This window comes from Aquabacterium sp. (genome assembly GCF_016234775.1).
GTDB lineage: Bacteria > Pseudomonadota > Gammaproteobacteria > Burkholderiales > Burkholderiaceae_C > Aquabacterium.
Genome location: NZ_JACRAH010000037.1, coordinates 1 through 19,199, shown reverse-complemented (window position 1 = coordinate 19,199; position 19,199 = coordinate 1). Strand labels below are relative to the sequence as shown.

Annotated in this window: 16 protein-coding genes; 4 read left to right on the top strand and 12 right to left on the bottom strand. The window is 60.5% G+C overall.

What is annotated here, in order from left to right:
• Positions 1-15: 15 nt before the first annotated feature.
• From nadA to HY836_RS11235, 12 genes are all read right to left on the bottom strand, one after another.
• Positions 16-1,161 carry a quinolinate synthase NadA gene (nadA, locus tag HY836_RS11290; RefSeq protein ID WP_290676254.1) on the bottom strand — a complete coding sequence of 382 codons (1,146 nt, stop codon included), beginning with the start codon at positions 1,159-1,161 and terminating at the stop codon, positions 16-18.
• Positions 1,158-1,919, bottom strand: a complete 762-nt coding sequence (locus HY836_RS11285; protein WP_290676253.1) for a phosphatase PAP2 family protein — start codon at positions 1,917-1,919, stop codon at positions 1,158-1,160. The genes nadA and HY836_RS11285 overlap by 4 nt, the downstream gene beginning before the upstream one ends.
• Entirely contained in the window at positions 1,909-3,708 is a 1,800-nt protein-coding gene (locus tag HY836_RS11280; protein ID WP_290676252.1) for a glycosyltransferase family 39 protein, read from the bottom strand. Before HY836_RS11280 ends, HY836_RS11285 begins: the two co-directional genes overlap by 11 nt.
• A 31-nt stretch (positions 3,709-3,739) precedes the next feature.
• Positions 3,740-4,771 (bottom strand): glycosyltransferase family 2 protein, encoded by a 1,032-nt coding sequence (locus tag HY836_RS11275; protein WP_290676251.1) that lies wholly within the window; start codon positions 4,769-4,771, stop codon positions 3,740-3,742.
• A gap of 33 nt (positions 4,772-4,804) precedes the next feature.
• Positions 4,805-5,845 carry a lysylphosphatidylglycerol synthase transmembrane domain-containing protein gene (locus HY836_RS11270; protein WP_290676250.1) on the bottom strand — a complete coding sequence of 347 codons (1,041 nt, stop codon included), beginning with the start codon at positions 5,843-5,845 and terminating at the stop codon, positions 4,805-4,807.
• A 161-nt stretch (positions 5,846-6,006) separates the two neighbouring features.
• Positions 6,007-7,377 (bottom strand): TIGR03013 family XrtA/PEP-CTERM system glycosyltransferase, encoded by a 1,371-nt coding sequence (locus HY836_RS11265; protein WP_290676249.1) that lies wholly within the window; start codon positions 7,375-7,377, stop codon positions 6,007-6,009.
• A gap of 213 nt (positions 7,378-7,590) precedes the next feature.
• Complete coding sequence (locus HY836_RS11260) at positions 7,591-8,577, bottom strand: polysaccharide deacetylase family protein (protein WP_290676248.1); 987 nt, start codon at positions 8,575-8,577, stop codon at positions 7,591-7,593.
• 117 nt (positions 8,578-8,694) lie between these two features.
• Complete coding sequence (locus HY836_RS11255; RefSeq protein ID WP_290676247.1) at positions 8,695-10,836, bottom strand: XrtA/PEP-CTERM system-associated ATPase; 2,142 nt, start codon at positions 10,834-10,836, stop codon at positions 8,695-8,697.
• Positions 10,837-10,849: 13 nt separating this feature from the next.
• Entirely contained in the window at positions 10,850-12,403 is a 1,554-nt protein-coding gene (locus HY836_RS11250) for a TIGR03016 family PEP-CTERM system-associated outer membrane protein (protein ID WP_290676246.1), read from the bottom strand.
• Positions 12,384-13,331: an XrtA-associated tyrosine autokinase gene (locus tag HY836_RS11245; RefSeq protein WP_290676245.1), complete on the bottom strand. Its 948-nt coding sequence runs from the start codon at positions 13,329-13,331 to the stop codon at positions 12,384-12,386. The genes HY836_RS11250 and HY836_RS11245 overlap by 20 nt, the downstream gene beginning before the upstream one ends.
• 10 nt (positions 13,332-13,341) lie before the next feature.
• On the bottom strand, positions 13,342-14,886 hold the full coding sequence (locus HY836_RS11240) for an XrtA system polysaccharide chain length determinant (protein WP_290676244.1): 1,545 nt from the start codon (positions 14,884-14,886) through the stop codon (positions 13,342-13,344).
• 50 nt (positions 14,887-14,936) lie between these two features.
• The gene (locus HY836_RS11235) at positions 14,937-15,569 is read right to left on the bottom strand and encodes an XrtA/PEP-CTERM system exopolysaccharide export protein (RefSeq protein ID WP_290676243.1); all 633 of its coding nucleotides are present in this window, start codon (positions 15,567-15,569) and stop codon (positions 14,937-14,939) included.
• Between the two features lie 293 nt (positions 15,570-15,862).
• Here HY836_RS11235 and HY836_RS11230 point away from each other — a divergent pair, with 293 nt between their 5' ends.
• From HY836_RS11230 to HY836_RS11215, 4 genes are all read left to right on the top strand, one after another.
• A complete protein-coding gene (locus HY836_RS11230; RefSeq protein ID WP_290676242.1) occupies positions 15,863-17,077 on the top strand; it encodes a glycosyltransferase in 1,215 nt (404 codons plus the stop codon).
• Positions 17,078-17,079: 2 nt separating this feature from the next.
• Positions 17,080-17,601 carry a hypothetical protein gene (locus HY836_RS11225; RefSeq protein ID WP_290676241.1) on the top strand — a complete coding sequence of 174 codons (522 nt, stop codon included), beginning with the start codon at positions 17,080-17,082 and terminating at the stop codon, positions 17,599-17,601.
• Between the two features lie 81 nt (positions 17,602-17,682).
• Positions 17,683-18,417 (top strand): hypothetical protein, encoded by a 735-nt coding sequence (locus HY836_RS11220; protein WP_290676240.1) that lies wholly within the window; start codon positions 17,683-17,685, stop codon positions 18,415-18,417.
• 52 nt (positions 18,418-18,469) lie between these two features.
• On the top strand, positions 18,470-18,967 hold the full coding sequence (locus tag HY836_RS11215) for a GNAT family N-acetyltransferase (protein WP_290676239.1): 498 nt from the start codon (positions 18,470-18,472) through the stop codon (positions 18,965-18,967).
• Positions 18,968-19,199: the final 232 nt, after the last annotated feature.

Here is a 19,199-nt window from a genome sequence, read left to right as displayed (position 1 = left end):
AGCGAACTGGGGGGATCAGGCCGCGCCGATGTTGGGCACGAAGCCCTGAGCAGGTTTGGCGATGGCAGCCGGGTTCTTCGAGACGAAGTCCAGCATGCGGTCGATGCAGCCATGGGCCTTCACACGGATGGCCTCGTCCACCGTGATCTCGCCCACGCCCTTTTCCAGGCAGTCCAGCACGCCTTGCAGGCCGTTCATGGCCATCCAGGGGCAGTGCGCGCAGCTCTTGCAGGTGGCGCTGTTGCCGGCCGTCGGCGCTTCGATCAGCACCTTGGCGGGCGCCATCTGGCGCATGCGGTGCAGGATGCCGTTGTCGGTGGCCACGATGAACTCGGGCGCGTCGGATTCGATCACGGCCTTGAGCAATTGCGAGGTCGAGCCCACCACATCGGCCTGGGCCACCACGCTTTCAGGTGATTCAGGGTGCACCAGCACCAGGGCCTTGGGGTGATCCTTCTTGAGCAGGTCCAGCTCCAGGCCCTTGAACTCGTCGTGCACGATGCAGGCGCCGTTCCACATCAGCATGTCGGCGCCGGTTTCCTTCTGGATGTAGCGGCCCAGATGGCGGTCGGGTGCCCACAGGATCTTGTCGCCTTGTGCCTTCAGGTGGTTGACGATGGACAGGGCGCAGGAGCTGGTCACCATCCAGTCGGCACGGGCCTTCACGGCGGCGCTGGTGTTGGCATAAACCACGACCTTGCGATCCGGGTGGGCGTCGCAGAATGTGATGAAGTCGTCGGCCGGGCAGCCCAGATCGAGCGAACAGGTGGCGTCCAGATCGGGCATCAGCACGCGCTTGTCGGGGCTCAGGATCTTGGACGATTCGCCCATGAACTTCACGCCGGCCACGATCAGGGTCTGGGCGCTGTGATCGCGGCCAAAGCGCGCCATCTCCAGGGAGTCCGACACGCAGCCACCCGTTTCTTGCGCCAGATCCTGCAGATCTCCGTCGACGTAGTAGTGGGCCACGAGCACGGCATTGCGCTCTTTCAGCAGGGTTTTGATACGCGCCTTGATGTCAGCCTTGGCGTCTGCACTCAGCGGCGCAGGCACCTTGGCCCAGGCGTGGGCCGTGCACGTGGCGCCGGTGGCGTCCTGCAGGTCATAGTCATACGAGACGGCATTGGCGTCTGTGCTGGCGTCGGTGTGGGCGGAGCTCATGGTGTCGAACGGGAAAGTCGCTTTCTATCGGCCCAGGCTACCAGTTCGCACGATAGCCATATGGCGTAGAAGGAAAAGATGATGTCGCTGAGGAAGTGGCCACCTTGCAGCATGCGGCCGAAGCCCACCACAGCACCGGCGATGGTGCCGATCAGCACCCAGCGGCGGCGCCACACGGGGCCGCAGGTCAGCCCCAGGCTCATCAAGGCAAAGCCAGCGGCGGCATGGCTGCTCACGAAACTGCGGTGGTTGACCGTGTTGTCGCCCGGCGTGAAGGGGCCATGATAGGCCTCGGTACCGCCAAACTGCACGACCTGAACGGGGCGAGGGCGGCCCATCAGGCCTTTGCACAGCCCTTCGATCACCAGCCCGTTGCCGAGCAGCGCGCAGCACACGGTGATGGTCGCGAGGTGCCGCCAGGGGCCCATCGCCTTGCAGGCCTGTTCCTCACGCCCGGTCTTGTGCAGAACACGGGCGATCAAGGGCGCCAGCATGGCAAACAGCGCCAATACCAGTATCAGGCCACGGCCAATCAGGGGCGTCCAGTCATAAAGGGCCCGCACTACCACGTCGTCACGGTGGAAGAAGCCCTGCTCAGCGTTCCAGTAGTTAACGGACACCAGCAAATCAAGGCCCGGGAACTGCGCAAAGATGGCGAGCGAGAAGAACAGGCCGGCCCAGATCAGCCGGGTATCCAGCTCATCGGGGTCCTGCTCTTCAAGATGACGTCGAGAACGGCGTCTGGGCTCACTGATCATCAGTTGTAGAGGGCTTGTCGGCGCCGCTTTGTTCCAGGTAGGTCTTCTGGTCATAGCCCAGAAAACCGCGCAGGAAGAACAGGTGCATGTCAACGTTGCGATCAGGTCCGACCGCAATCGACGTGGATTTCATGTGGCGGATGATGGCAAAACGCTTGGTGATCTCCGCCGGCTTGGGATTGCTGGTCAGCAGCAGCACGTCTGCCCCCACCTTGTTGGGTAGGCTGCGCGTCATCTGGTAATGATCCTGACGTTGCTGATTGGGGTTCCACGCCAGCGTCTGCACGTTGTAGCGGCGCCAGTGGTAGGCGGCTTCCGTGATGAACAGGCGCGAGTCGGTCAGAACCGGCAGGCCGGTGACCACCGGGTCTTCCAGTTCGGGGGCCAGGTCGGCAAAGGCTTCCTGCCAACCGCGCATGCGCACGAGCACGTCGTACTTGGATGACAAGGTTGGGCCCACCACATCACGCAGGTGCAGGGTGATGGAGGTCAGGATCAGGTTGCTGGCCAGCACGGCGATCAGCCAGGTGGCCGGACGCGGTGCAGCCAGGGGCACCAGCGGTGCACTCAGGCGCGAGGCGATCAGCAAGGTGAAGCCAACCATGGAGGGGGCGGCCCAGTTCACGTGCGCATCGGCATACAGGGCCTGCACGATGGCGATGGCCTGCAGGGGGATGCTCATGGCCCACAGGAAACGATAACTGGACACCGAGGCCAGGTAGTAGGCCGAGTTGCGCACCACGGGGCGCTTCGCAGCCTGCTCACCTTGCCCGCCAGGCTGGCTGGGCATCGTGGCCTGGGTGGAGTTCTTCCACTGGCTGGGCGGCATCATCTGGCTGGATGCAGCCCACTGGCTGGTGGGGGCCGTGTTGCCAGGCATGCTGGTGCCAGGGGTTGGCTGACGCTTGTAAAGCCAGATGCCCGCGATCACGGCCACGGGGCCGAGCATCAACACCTGACCGGCCAGGAACACCAGCGTGGGCAGAACGCCGCCGGAGCGATCCGATTGCGCAGTCAGTTCGACCGTGTGCTGCAACGTCGGGAAGCCATTGGCGGCATTCCACATCAGGTTGGGCGACAGCAGCGCCAGTGCCACGATCATGGCGACCCAGGGGCCTGGGCGCCACAAGCCGCGTTGCGGGCCATGCACGGCCCACAGCGTCCAGATGGCGGTGATGGCAAAGGCCGCCATGGTGTATTTGCCCATCAGGCCCACGCCGCAGGCCACACCCAGAAGCACCCAATGGCTCATGCGATTGGTGACCTGCGCACGCCACAAGGCCCAGGAAGCCAGCGTCCAGCACAGGATCAGCGGCGCATCGGTTGACGCGAACATGCCCATGAGCCCCACCATCGGGATGGTCATGAACAGGGCCGCAGCCACCATACCTGTGCGCACGCCGCTGCTGGTAGGCCACAGTGCTCTGGCCAGGCCCACCATGCACAGGGCCGTGGCGGGGTACAGCAACATGGTCAGGGCCTTCACGCCCAGCACACCGGAACCGAACAAGGTCGTGCTCAGCCAGATCAAGCCGGCTATCAGCGGTGGCTTGGAGAAGTAACCCCAGGCCAAGTGCTTGGACCAGTCCCAGTACTGGGCTTCGTCAAAGAACAGCGAGATGCCGGAGTGACGAACCACCCACAAACGATAGGCGAACAGCACGGCCACCAGGGCCAGCAGTTTCCACATGCGAGGGCCCCAGATCTTGGGCCAGCGTTGTCCTGATGGACGTTTCGCGACCGGTGCAGCGCCGGTGGAAACAACGAGAGCATTGGTGGGTTGGTTCATGGTGTGTGGTCAATGACAACAACAAACAACGTCAATGGGTCTGATGCCAGGCAGTGTCGGCATTCAGGTGCGGCGCTTCACTGGTGTGATACGGCGCCACGTCGCCACGGTCGTAATAAATGCGGATCAGCAACTCGGCCAGCACGCCTGTGGTGAGGAACTGCAAGCCACCCAGCACGCAGAAGAAGCCCAGCCAGAGCAGCGGTCGCCCGCCGATGTTCTCGCCCATGATTTTCAGCACGGCGAGGTAACTCAGAATCAGGCCGCCCACCAGGCCGACGGCCAGGCCAACCCCGCCGAAGAAGTGGCCAGGGCGACCGGAAAAGCGCAAGAAGAAGTTCACGGCCAGCAAGTCCAGCACCACGCGCAAGGTGCGCGAGATGCCGTATTTGGATTCGCCGCGTGTGCGCGCATGGTGGCTCACGGGTTCTTCGGCCATGCGCGCGGGCGAGGTCACGGTGGCCATCCATGCGGGGATGAAACGGTGCATCTCACCATACAGGCTCACGCGCTTGAGCACGCTGGCGCGGTAAGCCTTGAGGCTGCAGCCCAGATCCTGGAACTCCAGTTGCGTGATCTTGCGGATCAGGCGGTTGGCAATGCGTGAAGGCACCTTGCGCAGCCACAGACCATCCTGGCGGTTCTGGCGCCAGCCGGCGACGAGGTCCAGGTCCTCCTTGAGCAGGCGCGCCACCAGCTTGGGAATGTCCTTGGGATCGTTCTGGAGGTCGCCGTCCAGGGTCACGATGACGTCACCACGGGCCGCATCAATGCCGGCCTGCATGGCGGCCGTCTGGCGAAAGTTGCGCCACAGGTGGATGGGGCGCACATGGGGCCCGCGCAGGCGAGCCTGCTCATCGAGTGCCTGTTGTGTACCGTCGCGGCTGCCATCGTTGACGATGATCAGTTCCCATTCAAAGGGGTAGTTGCCCAAAGCATCGTGAACGGCCGTGACGAAGGGTTCGACGTTGTCGACTTCGTTGTACATCGGCACCACCACGGTCAGGCGGTGGTTGGGCACGGCATCGGTAGAGACGGGCTTGGCCGTCAGGGCAACAGTCATGACTTCACTTTCTCGCAAACAAACCCACCCTCGCTAGTCAGGATGACGAGCAGAGGGCGTACCCTGACGCGCACGGGGCTGGTTAGCCCAGGACAAAACAGATGCCAGTACGCCCGCCAGGACAGCGCACAGCAGAAAACAGACATGCAGGGCCAGTGCCGCGCTCACTGCCTGCGACAGGGCTGCCGATTGTGCCGGCAGATGGGCGGCCATGCCGGCCCAGACGCCCGCCTCATAAGTGCCAAAGCCCGCCGGCCCCTGCAGCGGCACGATGGCCGCCAATTCTCCACCCAAAGCGCCTGCCCATGAGGTCAGCCAGGGCGCGGTGCTGACGGCTGACAACAAGCAGGCGCCGGCAGCCAGCTTCAGGCTCCAGTTGGCCAGTGTGGCCAGCCAGGCCAGCGGGTGGTGGTGTTCGGGTTCCAGCAGCGCCTGCCTGAGTTTGAGCATCAAACCAGCCAGTTTGCCCGTAGTAGGCTCATCGGCATGACGGGCAAACCACGTGCGTGACAGGTAACCCAGAGCCAGCCAGCCCATCCACATGGCGGCGAAGCCTGCACCACGCAGCCACAGCGGCAGGCCAGGCCACAACAGCAAGCCCAGCACGGCGAGGATCACGACATCCTGCACCCGCATCCACAGCAGGCAGGCCACGGCCCGTGTCAAGGGCAAGCCCAGCTCGCGCGAGGCCAGCCATGGGAAACTCAGCTCGCCAGCACGCATGGGCAGCAGATTGATGGCAGCGTTGTGCATCAGGATCACGCGCAGGGCATCGGTGCGCACGCCCAGCCAGCGATGCGCCGCCTTGTGATGCCCTTCCAGATTGAGCACAACTTGCAGGCGGGCAGCGCGCAGCACATAGCTGACGAGCAAACCGCCCAGCGTGATGACCCAGGTGAGCCAGTCCGGGCGGGTGAAGGCTTGCGCTACCTGCTCGAACGGGGTGCGTGACAGAAGCCAGACCAGCAAACCCAATCCAAGTCCCCAGGCCAGGCCCTTTTTGAGCAGGCCACCACCAACCGCACCGGACTGGGTGGGAGTGTCAGTGGCAGGTGCGCTTGGGGGGTGAGTCACAGGTTCGGGGTAAGGCGGACAACCCGCCATTGTCCTGCAACTTGATGCAGGTCTGAAACCGCACCCCCTGAAACGACGGTGGCGCACCCTGGGGTGCGCCACGTGATGGCAAGAAACCTCGGTATCAGTTGTCGTATCGTGGTATCAGAGGCCGGCCTGGATCAGTGTGCGCCTTCGCGGAAGAGCACCACGCTGACGGTTTCAAACAGGATCAGCAGGTCGAGAAACAGCGAATTGTTTTTGACGTAGTACAGGTCGTACTGGTGCTTGTGCAGCGCATCTTCAACCGAGGCACCGTAGGCATAACGAACCTGCGCCCAACCGGTCACGCCAGGTTTCACGCTGTGGCGCACGTCGTAGAAGGGGATCTGCTCCTTCAGTTGGGCCACAAAGGTGGGGCGCTCGGGGCGGGGGCCAACCATGCTCATCTCGCCGGCCAGCACGCTGAACAGCTGCGGCAGTTCGTCGATGCGGGTCTTGCGGATGAAGGCGCCCACACGGGTGATGCGCGAGTCATTCTTGGAAGCCCACACCGCCACGCCGTCTTTTTCGGCGTCGGTGCGCATGCTGCGGAACTTCAGGCACATGAAGCTTTTGCCACCCAGGCCCACACGTTCCTGACGGTAGATGATTGGGCCGTCGCTCTCCAGTTTGATGGCCAGCATGGTGATCAACATCACAGGCGAAGCCAGCAGCAACAGGAAACCAGACGTGATGACGTCAAACGCGCGCTTGATGATGATGCGGCCACGCCCTTGAGCGAAACCGCGGCCATAGACCAGATAGCTGGCCTTGAGGCTGTCAACAGGTACTTCGCCGGTGGTCTGTTCGTAGAAGGCTGCCAGGTCCATCACGGGGATGCCCTGGATGCGGGCTGACAGCAACTGGTCCATGGGCACGTTGCCGCCGCGCTGTTCCTTGACAGCCACGATGATCTGGTTGATGTCGTGCTTGTTGACGATTTCGTCGATCGAGGTGGCGCGCGGGAAGATGTTGAAGCGCTTGTCTTCGGCAGGCAGAACAGACTCGCCAGCAGGGTAGAAGCCGATCACGGAGTGGCTGCGCAGGCGGCGAGACTTCAGGTCGGTGGCCACGGCGTGGGCTTCGTTGCCTGTACCGACGATCAGGATGCGCTGTTGGACCAGCGCACCGCGCCAGGCAGACATCAGCAGGCCGCGAACGATCAGCAGGCCGATCATCAGGTAGGCCACGGCGAAGCCCATCAGTTGGTGGGCCTGGCTGCCATCCACAACGGTCTTGACGGCCAGTTGATAGGCGATGGGGGCGCCCAGGAGGCAGCCCAGTACGGCGCGACCGAGTTTGGCTCGGGTTGTCTTGCGTTCGGAGCCTTCCCGATACACGCCGACCAAGCCGCAGTGCAGAGGGATCAGGAGAGCGAAACCCAGTCCGGATCGCAAGGCGCTGGACATGCCCATGGCCGAGCCGGCATCGCCATAGAGATGCGCGATGGTCAGCGCACCCAGCACGATGGCCAGGAAGCTCGTCAGGCTGTCTGCAAGCAGTTCAGCCAACGTCGCAATCGAAATGTGATGCTGAAAAACCCGGAACATAAGCGCCTCTCAAAGAGACCGGGCCGCTGCAACAAGTGCGACAACCCAACCCAAAGTAGTAAGTTTTTGTAATGGGGGGATTGTCTTCGCACCAGGCCGGTGGCATAACCCTGCGTTCAAGGGGGACCACCCTAGAACTGGGGGTCCAAATGACTTTGGTCGTCGCGCCAAACACTAAGCAGTGACGGAATGCCGGCCGATTCGTGCATTTTTCAACAGTTGCACAGATAAGCGCGTTGGCGAAGCCTGCCATGGTGCAAATCTGGGTAACTGAAACATGTCTGTTTCTCGGGTGGCTACACCCCTTGCCGTGCAAAAGGCGGCACTGTAACCCGCCTCCTTGACCAGGTCTCGGTGCTCCCGGAGGTAGTCGGTGAGTGGGCGGCCATTCGGATAGGCGAACAGTTGAGGCGTTTTACCTGTGATGTCGCTCAGCGCCATCCGGTTGGTCAAGATGTCCTGACGAGCCTCATCCAGTGTGATTTTGCTCAGAATGGGGTGCGTATGGGTGTGCCCGCCAATGGTCATGCCGTCTCTGGCTAGTTCCTTGACCTGTTCCGGCAGCATCATCAGACTGGGGCGTACATTCTGTCCGGCACATTGGTGCCAAAGTTGGTCGCAGGTTTGTTCCCGCAAGTCCTTGCGCGAATATTTGATGTGCTGAATCAGTTCTCTCACCAAGCCCTGTTTTTCTTGCATATTGCCAACCGGGCGGGTGCCTAGCCCTAACCAAGACAAGTCCAAGCTGGGGCTTTGGGTGCGTCTGATGGCCTCAGTCACAATGTCATTGAACATCAGTCCGTTACCCAGAAAGCCGGTGCAGATGAAAAGCGTGGCGGGAAGACCGTGCTTTCTCAAGATCGGCAGCGCGACGGAATGATTGTCCTCGTAGCCGTCATCAAACGTGATGGTCAAGGCTCGCCGGGGCAGTTTGCTTTGATGCAACATGTCGAGCGCTTCGGGCAGCGGCAAGACGTTGAACCAGTTTCGGACGGCATTCATGTGCCCTTCGAAGCAGGCAGCATCGATTTGATCGGGTGGCTGCAGGATGTCTTTCCTGGGTAGTACGCGATGGTAGGTCAATACAGTCAGACAGCCATCTGCGCCGCCTGGCGACAGTAGTGCACCGGCTCCCATGAATGCAAGTGACGTAAATGGCATGTCGCGTCGCACTTTGTCTAAACGTGTGAATTTGTAAACATGATACTGGTGGCAAGCTGCTTTGCACGCCCCCACCTCAATGGGTTACGGAAATCTGTCTGGCAAAGACACAACAGTTCAGTTCAGGGCGCTCAGGTCTTTTCTCGGTGCTCTTTGCTTCCACCAGGCTGCAAGATGTTCGGCTGTGCGGTTGGCCGTGAGCCCATCCCAGAACTTGGGTAGGCGGCCCTTCTTGCCGCCGCCTCTAAGGATCTCAGCCACCGCGCGATGGATCAGGCTGCTATTGCAGCCTACGGCAATGTTGGTGCCTTGTTCTACTGTGATGCGGCGCTCCGTGTAGTTGTGCAAGGTCAGGCAGGGCACGCCCAGAATAGTGGTTTCTTCTTGCACCGTTGACGAGTCGGTCAGCACGCAGGCGGCCGTACCGATCAGACCGATCATTTTGTAGTACGGAACGACAGGCAGCAGTCCAAGCTGGCTACCATCCACGCCCGCCAGCAACTGGTGTTGCTCGATCAGGCGACGGGTGGGCTCATTGGCGACCCAGACCAGAGGCAGATCCCTGCTGATCGACTTGAGTATGGTTGTGAGTTCGGTCAACGTCTGGATATCGGCACCCATGCCGCTGTCGTGCAGGTGCACCAGGCCATAACCCTGTTTGCCCTTGAGCAGGTCTGGCGACTGGTTGAATTGTCGGAGCGTGTATTTGGGCGGGGAGGCTTGTGGCAGCATCGACCTGATGGTGTCCATGATCAGGTTGCCGGCAAACTGCACGCGGTCGGCCGAGATGCCTTCCCGCGTGAGGTTGTCATGGGCAACCCATTCCGATGTCAGCAGCAAATCGGCCATGTGGTCACACATCATGGCGTTGATTTCTTGGGGGCGTGAGCGATCAAAGCTGCGCAGGCCAGCTTCCAGATGGATGATAGGGACGCCTTGTCGGTGTGCGGCAAGGCTGGCCACCAGTGCAGCGTCATCCCCGCCTTGAACGATGACTGCCGCCGGGTTGTATTCGTGAAGCAGGTGATCGAGTTGACGCAGGCCATCTGCCATCTGCCCCACAGGCGAGGCGGATGGGACCTGTAGCGAGAAGTCCGGTTCGCGCAGGCCCATGTGCTCGCTCCAGTCGCCATGAAGCTCGAAGCGCCCTGGCGCGTTGATCGTCAGCAACTTCAACGCCGGTAGATCGGTACGTGCAGCAAAGGCCTTTTGCAAGGCCGCCGCACGGATGCATCCGGTGCGCGAACCGGCGACCATCAAGAAAGCATGTGTACGTGGCCCGCGAACGGTGGCCGGCTGGAGCAGCGCGTTGCTGAACCGGGGCATGTCCAGGGGGGCTTCCACACTGTCAGTGAGCGTGGGCATCACCAGCGGGCGTTGCGGCTGGGGCACGGCTTCGGTTGCCGGAGACAGGTCGTGATTGGCAACGCGCGTGAGCGTCGGTTCACCGATCTCGGCGCGGATCTCCATGGCAATACGGGCTACATCTGCCGAGGTAACGTTATGCCCCTCGATGAGGTAGGTGGCCAGCAGCAGCCTGTTGCACAGCAGGTTGATGCGGCGGGGGATGCCCGAGGTCCACTGATAGATTTCGTCGAAGGCATCATCGTCAAAATGGGGGTGGTCGTTCCAGCCCACTTTTTTGAGTCGATGCTCGATGTAGCGGCGTGTTTCCTCGCGGTCCATCGGACCGAGGTGATAGGAGGCAATCACGCGCTGACGCAGCTGTTCGAGGCTGCGCGACAGCAGCATGTCGCGCAACTCGGGTTGCCCGATCAAGAAGCTCTGGAGCAAGGCCTGATTGCCGAACTGGAAGTTCGACAGCATGCGCAACTCTTCGATGGCATCCCGGCTCAGGTTTTGTGCTTCGTCGACAATCAGCACGGCACGCTTGTTTTGCGTTGCCAGCAGTGTCAGATAGGCTTCCAGCGTCGCGATCAGTTCGGCTTTGGTCTGTCCCTTGGGGGGGATGCCGAAGGCGGTGATCGTCGAGCGAAGCAGGTCGCCAGCCTCCAGTTGCGTGCTGACGAGTTGAGCGGCAACGACTTTGTCGTTGTCGATGTCGCTGAGCAGGGTGCGAACGAGCGTGGTCTTGCCGGCACCGATGTCTCCGGTTACCACGATGAAGCCCTCGGCCTGATACAGACCGAACTTCAGGTAGGACAGGGCGCTGCTGTGCCCTCGGCTATCAAAATAGAAGCTGGGGTCAGGGTTGAGAAGAAAGGGGGCGCCGGTGAGGCCAAAGTACGATTCGTACATCCTGCATCTTTTCCTAGAAGCGGTACCCAAGCCCGACAAACATCACCGATTCGCTGGTGACGCTGGTGTTCAGGTGGGTGATCTGCCTGCGAAGTCCATAAGTTGCCGTGGTATCCGGTGTCAGTTGGGTGTCCAACGAGGCGCGCCAGGAAAACTCTCTTGAATGGCTGAAATCGCTGTTGCCATTGAGCATCGTGGTGTTATGCGCCCGGCTCCAGCGCAGGCCGCCGGTCAGGCTGTTCAAGCGTGTGAGTTGGTGCGTCAGCTGGGTGTCCAGGAAGTACTCGCTGCTGGTGATGTCCGGCAACAGCGGGTTGGTGGCGACGTTCTGGTCATAGCGCAAAGGAATGGACTTGCTCATGCCCCCGACGAGAATCAGCATGTGGCGACGCCCCATGAATGCCAGCCTGCCCGTGGTGACCTGACGCATTTGAGCTGACAGGTCATACAGGTCTCGTGTGCCTGCCAGGTTGGTGGGGAGCTTGCGCTGGGTGATGATGTCGTCAACGGCGCGTGCGCGATCGGTCTTGTTGGTGATGCGGGTGCTCAACATCGCGTCGAGGATGCTCCTCACCGATTGGCCGGACTCAAACGTTCCCAAGGGTGCCGCCGAGGTTTCGGCGCTGCGACGGCTCTGAAATCCAAAGCTCATCCAGGGGGAGCGATGGGTTGCGTCCAACTGCCAGGTTTGACCATGGGCGTGGTCTTCACCTATACCCTTCACGAGGGTGCGTTCGCCGGGCGTCCACCGAAACTGGGCGCCCCTGACGGTGCTTGAAACAGACTGTTGCAACACGCTGGTCGTTTCGCGGCCGGCAATGGCGCCGATCTCCAGTTCTCGGCTGAGCGCGTAAAGCAGTCGTCCTCTGGCCGCTTTGATGGTCAGGGTGGGATCAGGTTGATCGGACACGATGGTGCTCTGATACGCACCATCCAGTCCAAAACCGAAAGGTGTGGGTTGACGTGTCAGGCTGAATCCATCGTCACGCACGCGGCTGTCGGGGCGCTCGACCAGTGCGCCGCTGTTGCGTTCGCTCCTCACCCAGGTGCGATTGATTTTTGCAAGCACGGTGGTGTTGCTGTCAAACTGGTGCGCGAACTGGGGGCTGAGTCGATAACGGTAGTCGGTGTAGGTGTCTTGAGTGGACGGGGTGGCCGAGTTGGTGGCCGTGAACTGGGATCTGGTCTGCTCCGCAGCAACGCCGGCATCCAGGCTCAAGCCTTGGGGGCCAGACCCCAGGCGGGCGTTCAGGTTGCCGCTGGGCAGGGTGCGGTCACTCTGCGTCTGATGCGTGTAGCGGACATGCGAAAAGCGCCAGGCGCCCTCCAGTTCACTGTACGCACCTCTTGTCGAGATGCTGATGCCAGGGGTGACTGTCAGGAGCACATCGCTTTGGGGTGATCCATTCTTGATGGTGGCGTTGTCCGTGGCCAGAGCTTGCATGTCCAGCGAAGGCCGTATCTTGGTGGTTTGGCTTTGCGACCACGCGAAGGAGGCTTGCCCGGCCAGTAGAACCAGGCTGAGCCATGGGACGGTGCGCGCAAGCTCAAGGCGCATAGTAGCCATAGGTGTTGTGCCCCTTGGGCCCCCTGTATTTGTTCAGGACGGTCATGACCACGGGGTGATCTTCCACGGTGGCAAATGCCTGCTTGACCATGGTCAATGAGGTCTTGGCGGCCTCGACGACCATCACGACTTGTCCCATCTGTGCGGCGAGGACACGGGATTCGGTGGTCGACAAAAGCGGAGGCGTGTCAAACACGATCACGCGATCGTTGTATTTGCTGGCGAGTTCATTGAGCAGGTGGCTCATGGCGCCGCTGGCGAGCAACTCGGTGGACCGCGCGTTGCCTGTGCCTGTTGGCAACAGGGTCAGCTTGGGGATGTTGGTTTTGAGCAGTACGTCAGACAAGTCCATGCCCGGGTGTTGCAGCAGATCCAGCAAGCCCTTGTCAGCCTTGACGCCCAAGCGTTCGAGTGCTGTTGGCCTGATCACGTCAGCCTCGACAAGCAATACCGTGTAGTCGAGCTCCATGGCCATGCTCACAGCCAGATTCAGCGCAGTTTGTGTCTTGCCTTCTCCAGCCATTGCGCTGGTGACCATGATCAGGTTGGCACGCTCAGGGCGAATCGCGCTTTGTTCCTTGACGTTGTCCAGCAGTGGGCGCTTGATGATGCGGATCTCTTCCTCCAGTTGAGAGCGAGGCTGACCCGGGACAAGCAATCCGGCGCGTTGCATCTTCAGGAAGTCGAGGTCAATCTGCCGGCTCTTGCGGTCCGAAACAGGTGCCGACGTGGTTGATGGCGTGGCAGCAGGGGCGGGGGTATTCGGCTCGTGTGCCACCAGCACAGGCGTGTCCGGTAAGGCGCTGTTGGGCTCTGCGATGCCAGAGGTGTTCGTTTCGTCCGTGGTCGAGTTTGATAACTCGCTGACATCCACTCCGGCTCGGCGGAGTTGCTCCAGTCTCTTGGCTGCTTGTTCGATCGTGCTCATGGGTGTCACCTTATTGCGTCAACACCTGCTTGACGATCACCAGCCAGGCCACGTTGGCCAGCAGGAACGCCGCGACAGTCAAAGAAAAATGACGGTTCTGGCGGTGCGTGGACTCCAGTGCGGCCGGACTGACCACCATGGAGATGCTGCCCAGCACCGGTCGCCCCGTGAGGTTCTTGAGCTGACTGGTGTCCAGCACGGTCGGGAAAAGTTGGGTCACGCCGAACGTGGCGGCAACGCCTGCCAGCACGGCAAGAAACATCGAGGCGACAGCGATCAGCATGCGGCTGGGCTTGGCCGGCTGAGATGCCACGCGTGGCGGCTCCACCACTCGAAACTCGGCCACATTGGTGGTCTCATTGATTTTCTCGCCCAGTGACGCCGATTCGCGGCGTGCAACCAGTTGCTCGTAGTTCTTGCGCACGATTTCGTAGTCGCGATTCAATTGGGCCAACTCGGCTTCGACTTCCGGCATGCGGCCGGCCATGTTGCGAGCTTGGGTGAGTTGATCCTGTTGTGCGGCCAGTTGCCCTTGCAGCGAAGCCACCTTGGCTTCCGCTTCGGCCAGGGCGATGCGAATGCGCTGGAAGACGGGGCTGGTTGGTGCCAGTCGACCTTTTCCGCCACGGGCCTTGGCTTCTTCCTCGGTACGGCGTTGCTGTTCCAGTTGGGCGATGCTGCGACGAACAGCCACCACATCCGGATGGGCGTCCGTGTAACGGCGCATCAACTCGTCGAGTTGCCGGCGCTGTGCGTCCAGTCGGGATTCTGTTTCCGAGGGTTGCAAGACGCCGCCGGGTGTCATGGCCTCAACCGGGATGGTGGGCTCTTCGCTGGACAACTCGCGGCGCAACGCATCGCGTGATCGCTCAGCAGCCTGCAGTTCAATGCGCAAGCGATTGGCCTCTTGTGTGGCGTCGGACATGCGAGCGAAGTAATCCTGGTTGGACGTGCCCGTCAGGCCGAAGTTGCGCAGCTTGAAGTCCTTGAGGCGGGTTTCCGCTTCAGTCAGTTTGGCTTCATAGGCCTTGATCTGGCTGTCAAGAAACTGCCGGGCCTGCTCGGAGTCTCTTTGTTTGTCGACCACGCCAGACGACACGAACAGGGCCACCAGGTCTTCGACCATGTGTTGCGCACGGGTAGGGCTCATGTCCCTGTAGCTGATCGCGTACAAGTTCGCGTCGCCGCTTGGGGCGACGCGAATTTCCTTGATCAGGCGGTCAATGACCTTTTCCCGGTCTCGCTCTGAAAGACCTTGCAAGCCGATTCGAGGGGAGCTGATCAGCCGCTCGACATTGGGCCTGTTGATCAATGTGCGCGCCAGCATGCGCACCTGCTGGTCGCCATCAGGCTGGAAGGCCAGGCCAGTCATCAATGGTTTCAGCACCGATTGCGTGTCAACGAACACGCGGGCGGTCGCCTCGTACTTGTCCTTCATGACAAACACGACGCCAGCACCCAATATGGCGACGAGCCATGCGACCAGCGCGCCAAGCCAGCGGCGCTGCCACATTGGGATCAGCAAAGAACTCAATTGCCGGAAAACGTCATCCATGGGCAGCAGGGCAGGTCAAGATAAGTCGTCGGTGGGGGGCAAGCCGGCTGTCAGAACCAGCTTTGGGGCACGATGATGATGTCGCCCGGTTTCATGTCCACGTTGGCAGAGATATCGCCACGTTTGATCAAATCCTTGAGCCGCAGGCTGTACTGCTTGCCGTTTTCCGCGCCGCGAACCAACACTGCACCGTTGCCATCGGCAAAGTCGGTGAGGCCGCCAACCTGGATCATCACATCCAGCAAAGTCACGTTCTGGCGGAATGGGACGGTTTGCGGTCGGGTGGCTTCACCCACGATGCGAATCTGCTCGCTGCTGATACCCTGAAAGCTGTTCACGACAACGGTGACCACGGGCTCTCGGATGTATTTGGCGAGTGCCTGCTCGATTTCGCGGGACAGGTCATTCGGGCGACGTCCTGCTGCCACGATGTTCTCGACCAGCGGCAGCGAAATTCGGCCATCCGGCCTGACGGTAATCGTGCTCGACAGGTCGGGGTTGCGCCAGACAACGACGGTCAGTTGATCCAGTGCGCCAATTCGGTAGATCTGGTCGACGTTGTCCGTTGTCTGTGGGGCGGGTGGGGGGCTGTTGAACGTGCTGCAGCCTGGCAGCGTCAGGGTCAGCGCGGCAAGGAGCGTGCAGATCAGGCTGGTTTGTGTGGCGTTGCGGTGGGCCTTCATATGGACACCTTCTTGGCGTGAAAAGATTCCGGGATGGAGCAGGGTCAATTTGACGCAGCTTGACCCGTCTAGCATAGGCCCATTCTGCGTGTGTGTGTGGGTGCGCTTGTTGCAAGCATGCACTTAACCCCAATTTCAGGGGATTGAGCGTGTGCGTTTCACTGTCAAAGTAATTGCGCCCCCCATCTGAAGTGGGGGTGTTTCCCTCAGTTAGGGTGTTTGGGTGCGGTGCACAATGAATGGCGCCGATGATATGATAACGGTCCGGATGTGTACTTGCCACCATTTTGATCATGACGAATCAGCCAGGGAAGCTTTCTGCACACGTCCAGCGTGTTCTGTATCACCATCGAACCCAGGGTAAAGCCGTTGAAGGGGTTCACATTCGTGGGATTACAGATGCACTGCGGGTGGAGGGCGTGGAAACGGACATCATTTCCCTCCCCGGAGCGGACCCATATGCAACGCCCAAGGCCATGTCGCCAACCAAGCAGGCCAAATGGTGGATGAAAATCGTCACGGCCTTGCCTGAGCCACTTTTTGAAATCGCTGAACTGGGTTACAACGTGGTCGCCGGCTGGCGGGTGTGGCAGTATTTGCGCCAATATCCTGATACAGGGTTTATCTATGAAAGATATTCCCTTTATATGTTTGTGGCGGTTTTGATTGCACGCCTGCGCAAATTGCCCATTATTTTGGAAGTCAATGATTCTTCCACCGTGTATCGGGTGCGGCCGCTGTTTTTCCAGCGTCTGGCAACGGCGGTCGAGCGTTGGGTCTTTACCCGGGCGTCCGGTCTGGTGTTTGTGTCCACCGTGTTTCGCGATCGGGTTCAGGGCGCGCATGGTTGCGCCTTGGCGCCCAGCATCATCACGCCGAACGCAGCCAACATTGACAAGTTCACCTTCTCGACTGAATCTCGTGCGCGCTCGCGTGCCAAGTGGGGCGTCGAAGACGCGGTGGTCTGCGGCTATCTGGGTGCATTCGTGCCTTGGCATGCGATCGATCAGTTCGTCTACCTCATGGCCGAACATCTCAAGGCCAACCCCTCGCTCAAGCTGCTGCTGGTAGGGGATGGGGCCACGTTTGCCGAGGTGGATGCCTTTGTTCAGCAGCAGGGCTTGCAAAAGCAGGTGATCCTGACCGGTCGCGTATCGCACGACGAAGTGCCAGATCTGCTGGCGGCGATGGATCTGGCCATTCTGCCAAGTGCCGGTGACTACACCTCGCCCGTCAAGCTCTTCGAGTTCATGGCCTGCGGCATTCCGCCCATTGCGCCTGATTTTCTGCCCATTCGGGAAGTGCTGGACGCCGGTCGGACGGGGTGGATGTTTCCGGCCGGTAACTTGCCGGCGGCGGTCGCTGCCGTGCTCGAAAAGAGCAAGGATATCGAGAATTTGCGCGAGGTGGGTGCCAGGGCTCGCGCCTACATTGCCGCCGAGCGGCAGTGGTACAACAACGTCCGGCAATTGGTGGAGTTTTATCTCCAGTTGAAGCGCGGATCCTGAGGATGTTCAGGCTTGTCATCAGTGATATCAAAGCCAAGCAGCGCTTGTATTCTCAATACGGTGCTTCATGCTCGTTCTTTCGAGCCTTGCTGACAGACGGCACTTCGGCCAATGTGCTCTATCGCCTGCAGGAGTGGCTGTCAGGCCTGGGGTTGGCTCCGCTGGCCTTGTTGCCCCACACGCTCAACAAATGGTTCAACGGATGCGTCATCGGCGTCAAGGCGCGTTTTGGCGAAGGCTTCGTGTTGATACATCCTGTGGGTGTGGTGATCAACTCCAGTGTCCGGGGCGGGCGTGAGGTGTGGATCGAAAGCGGTGTGGTTATTGGTGACAACCGTGGGCGATCCCCTGAGCTTGGGCATGGTGTTTTCGTCGGCTCTGGCGCCAAAATCATCGGCGGCGTTCGCATCGAGGATGGCGCCAGGGTGGGGGCCAATGCGGTGGTCACCAAAGACGTCGGACGTGGCGTGACCGTGGTGGGCATTCCTGCTCGCCCGGTTCACGAGGGCGCACGCGCTCCGTGATGGGGCGCGTGTGTTTGTTGGCTCGGCAGTGGCGAGATGAGGCAGCGGAGCCCGTGCTTCCTCGTTTCAAAGGAGTGGGTTTTGCTTGAGAAATTGAAGTTCGCGATGGCAACGGTCAAGGAGATGTACGAACTCCCGCCGGTGACGATCAACCTGATGCTGGCCCAATCAGAAGCCAATGCGCCGTTTTTCAAGACGATCACGCAACGCTTCTACCAGGCCGCCAACAAGCGGCATCCCAAATTCCCTCTGATTCGAAAGATGGAATATGGCCTGGCTGTGTGTGACCTGCAGGCCAAGGAAGGGGCCTATTCGTCCTGGCTGGACTCAGCAGCCCGACGCAACCTGAAGAAGGCCATCCGTTTGGGTTATCGATTCGAGCGGATCGACTACAACGCACACCTGGATGACGTCACGAAGATCCATCAATCAACCACGGTGCGTCAAGGCAGAGAAATGCCTCAGCATTTGCTGACCGGCAAGGCCGGGCCTCACTCTGACCCTCCTTCGCTCAGCCCTTTCCATGACTATCCCTATTTCGGGGTGTTCAAGGATGGCGTGCTGGTGGCGTATGCGTCGTGCATGGTGGCTGGCGAACTTTGTGCCCTGCAGACCATTTATGGACATGCGGATTACCTGTCCGATGGCGTGGTGCCATTGCTGATCGCATCGATGGGTGACTACATGCCTCAGCATCATCCCGCTGTGCGCTACTTCGCGTATGACACGTATTACGGTGCGTCCGAGACGATGAAGCGGTTCAAACGGAAATTCCTGTTCTTCCCGCACCATGTCAAGTGGGTGTTGGGTGCTTGATATGAGATACATGACTACGCCGTCTACTGAGGCCCCGTTCAGCGAGATCTCCTTGCGGGTCCCGGACAAGCTGCACTTTCAATTGGTGTTTCGCCGCGAACTGCCCCAGGCTGTGGTTGTCAGGGAAGTCAAGGGCGTGCAGTTTTGCGTGTTTGATTCACTTGGCGCTTGTATGGCGAATCTGGCTCTGCTGAGGCAGGCGCTTGGCCAGGCGGGTGCGATCAAGGCGGTACTGAAAGTGCTTCGTGGCCGGGTGTTTTATCTGGCGCATGAGCAAGGGCGCGTCCTGCACACCGGATGGGTGACCTTCTCCTTTTGCCGCTTCTACCGAGTCGAACAAGGGGATGCGGTGATTGGCCCGATCTGGTCGGCAGAAGCTGCGCGTGGTCGAGGTGTGGCGGTGTATGCCACGCAGATGATCTTGAATGTTCTGTTCAGCAAGGGGGTACGTGTTTGTTTCATTGACACATCCAACGGCAACGTCCCGTGTCTGAAGGTCATTGAGCATGCGGGGTTTGGTTATCCCGTCGGTGTGTTTCTGCGCGATTGATGCTTTGTCTCAACGCTGGCTGCGTTGTAGTAGGCAATAAAAAACCCGCCTTGTGGCCAATGCCAGTCAGTTAAGCTTGACTGGCGTTTTTTTTGATGGGTACTTACCGCGGGCGGAGCGTTTGACCTCGCGGGGGAAGCTGCGATCGGTGCGACGAGGAGGGAGCACGAAGTAACGAGCCTGCTCAAGTAAGCGTTGCAAGTGCTGAGGCAAGGTTCCTGCGCGAGCCAGG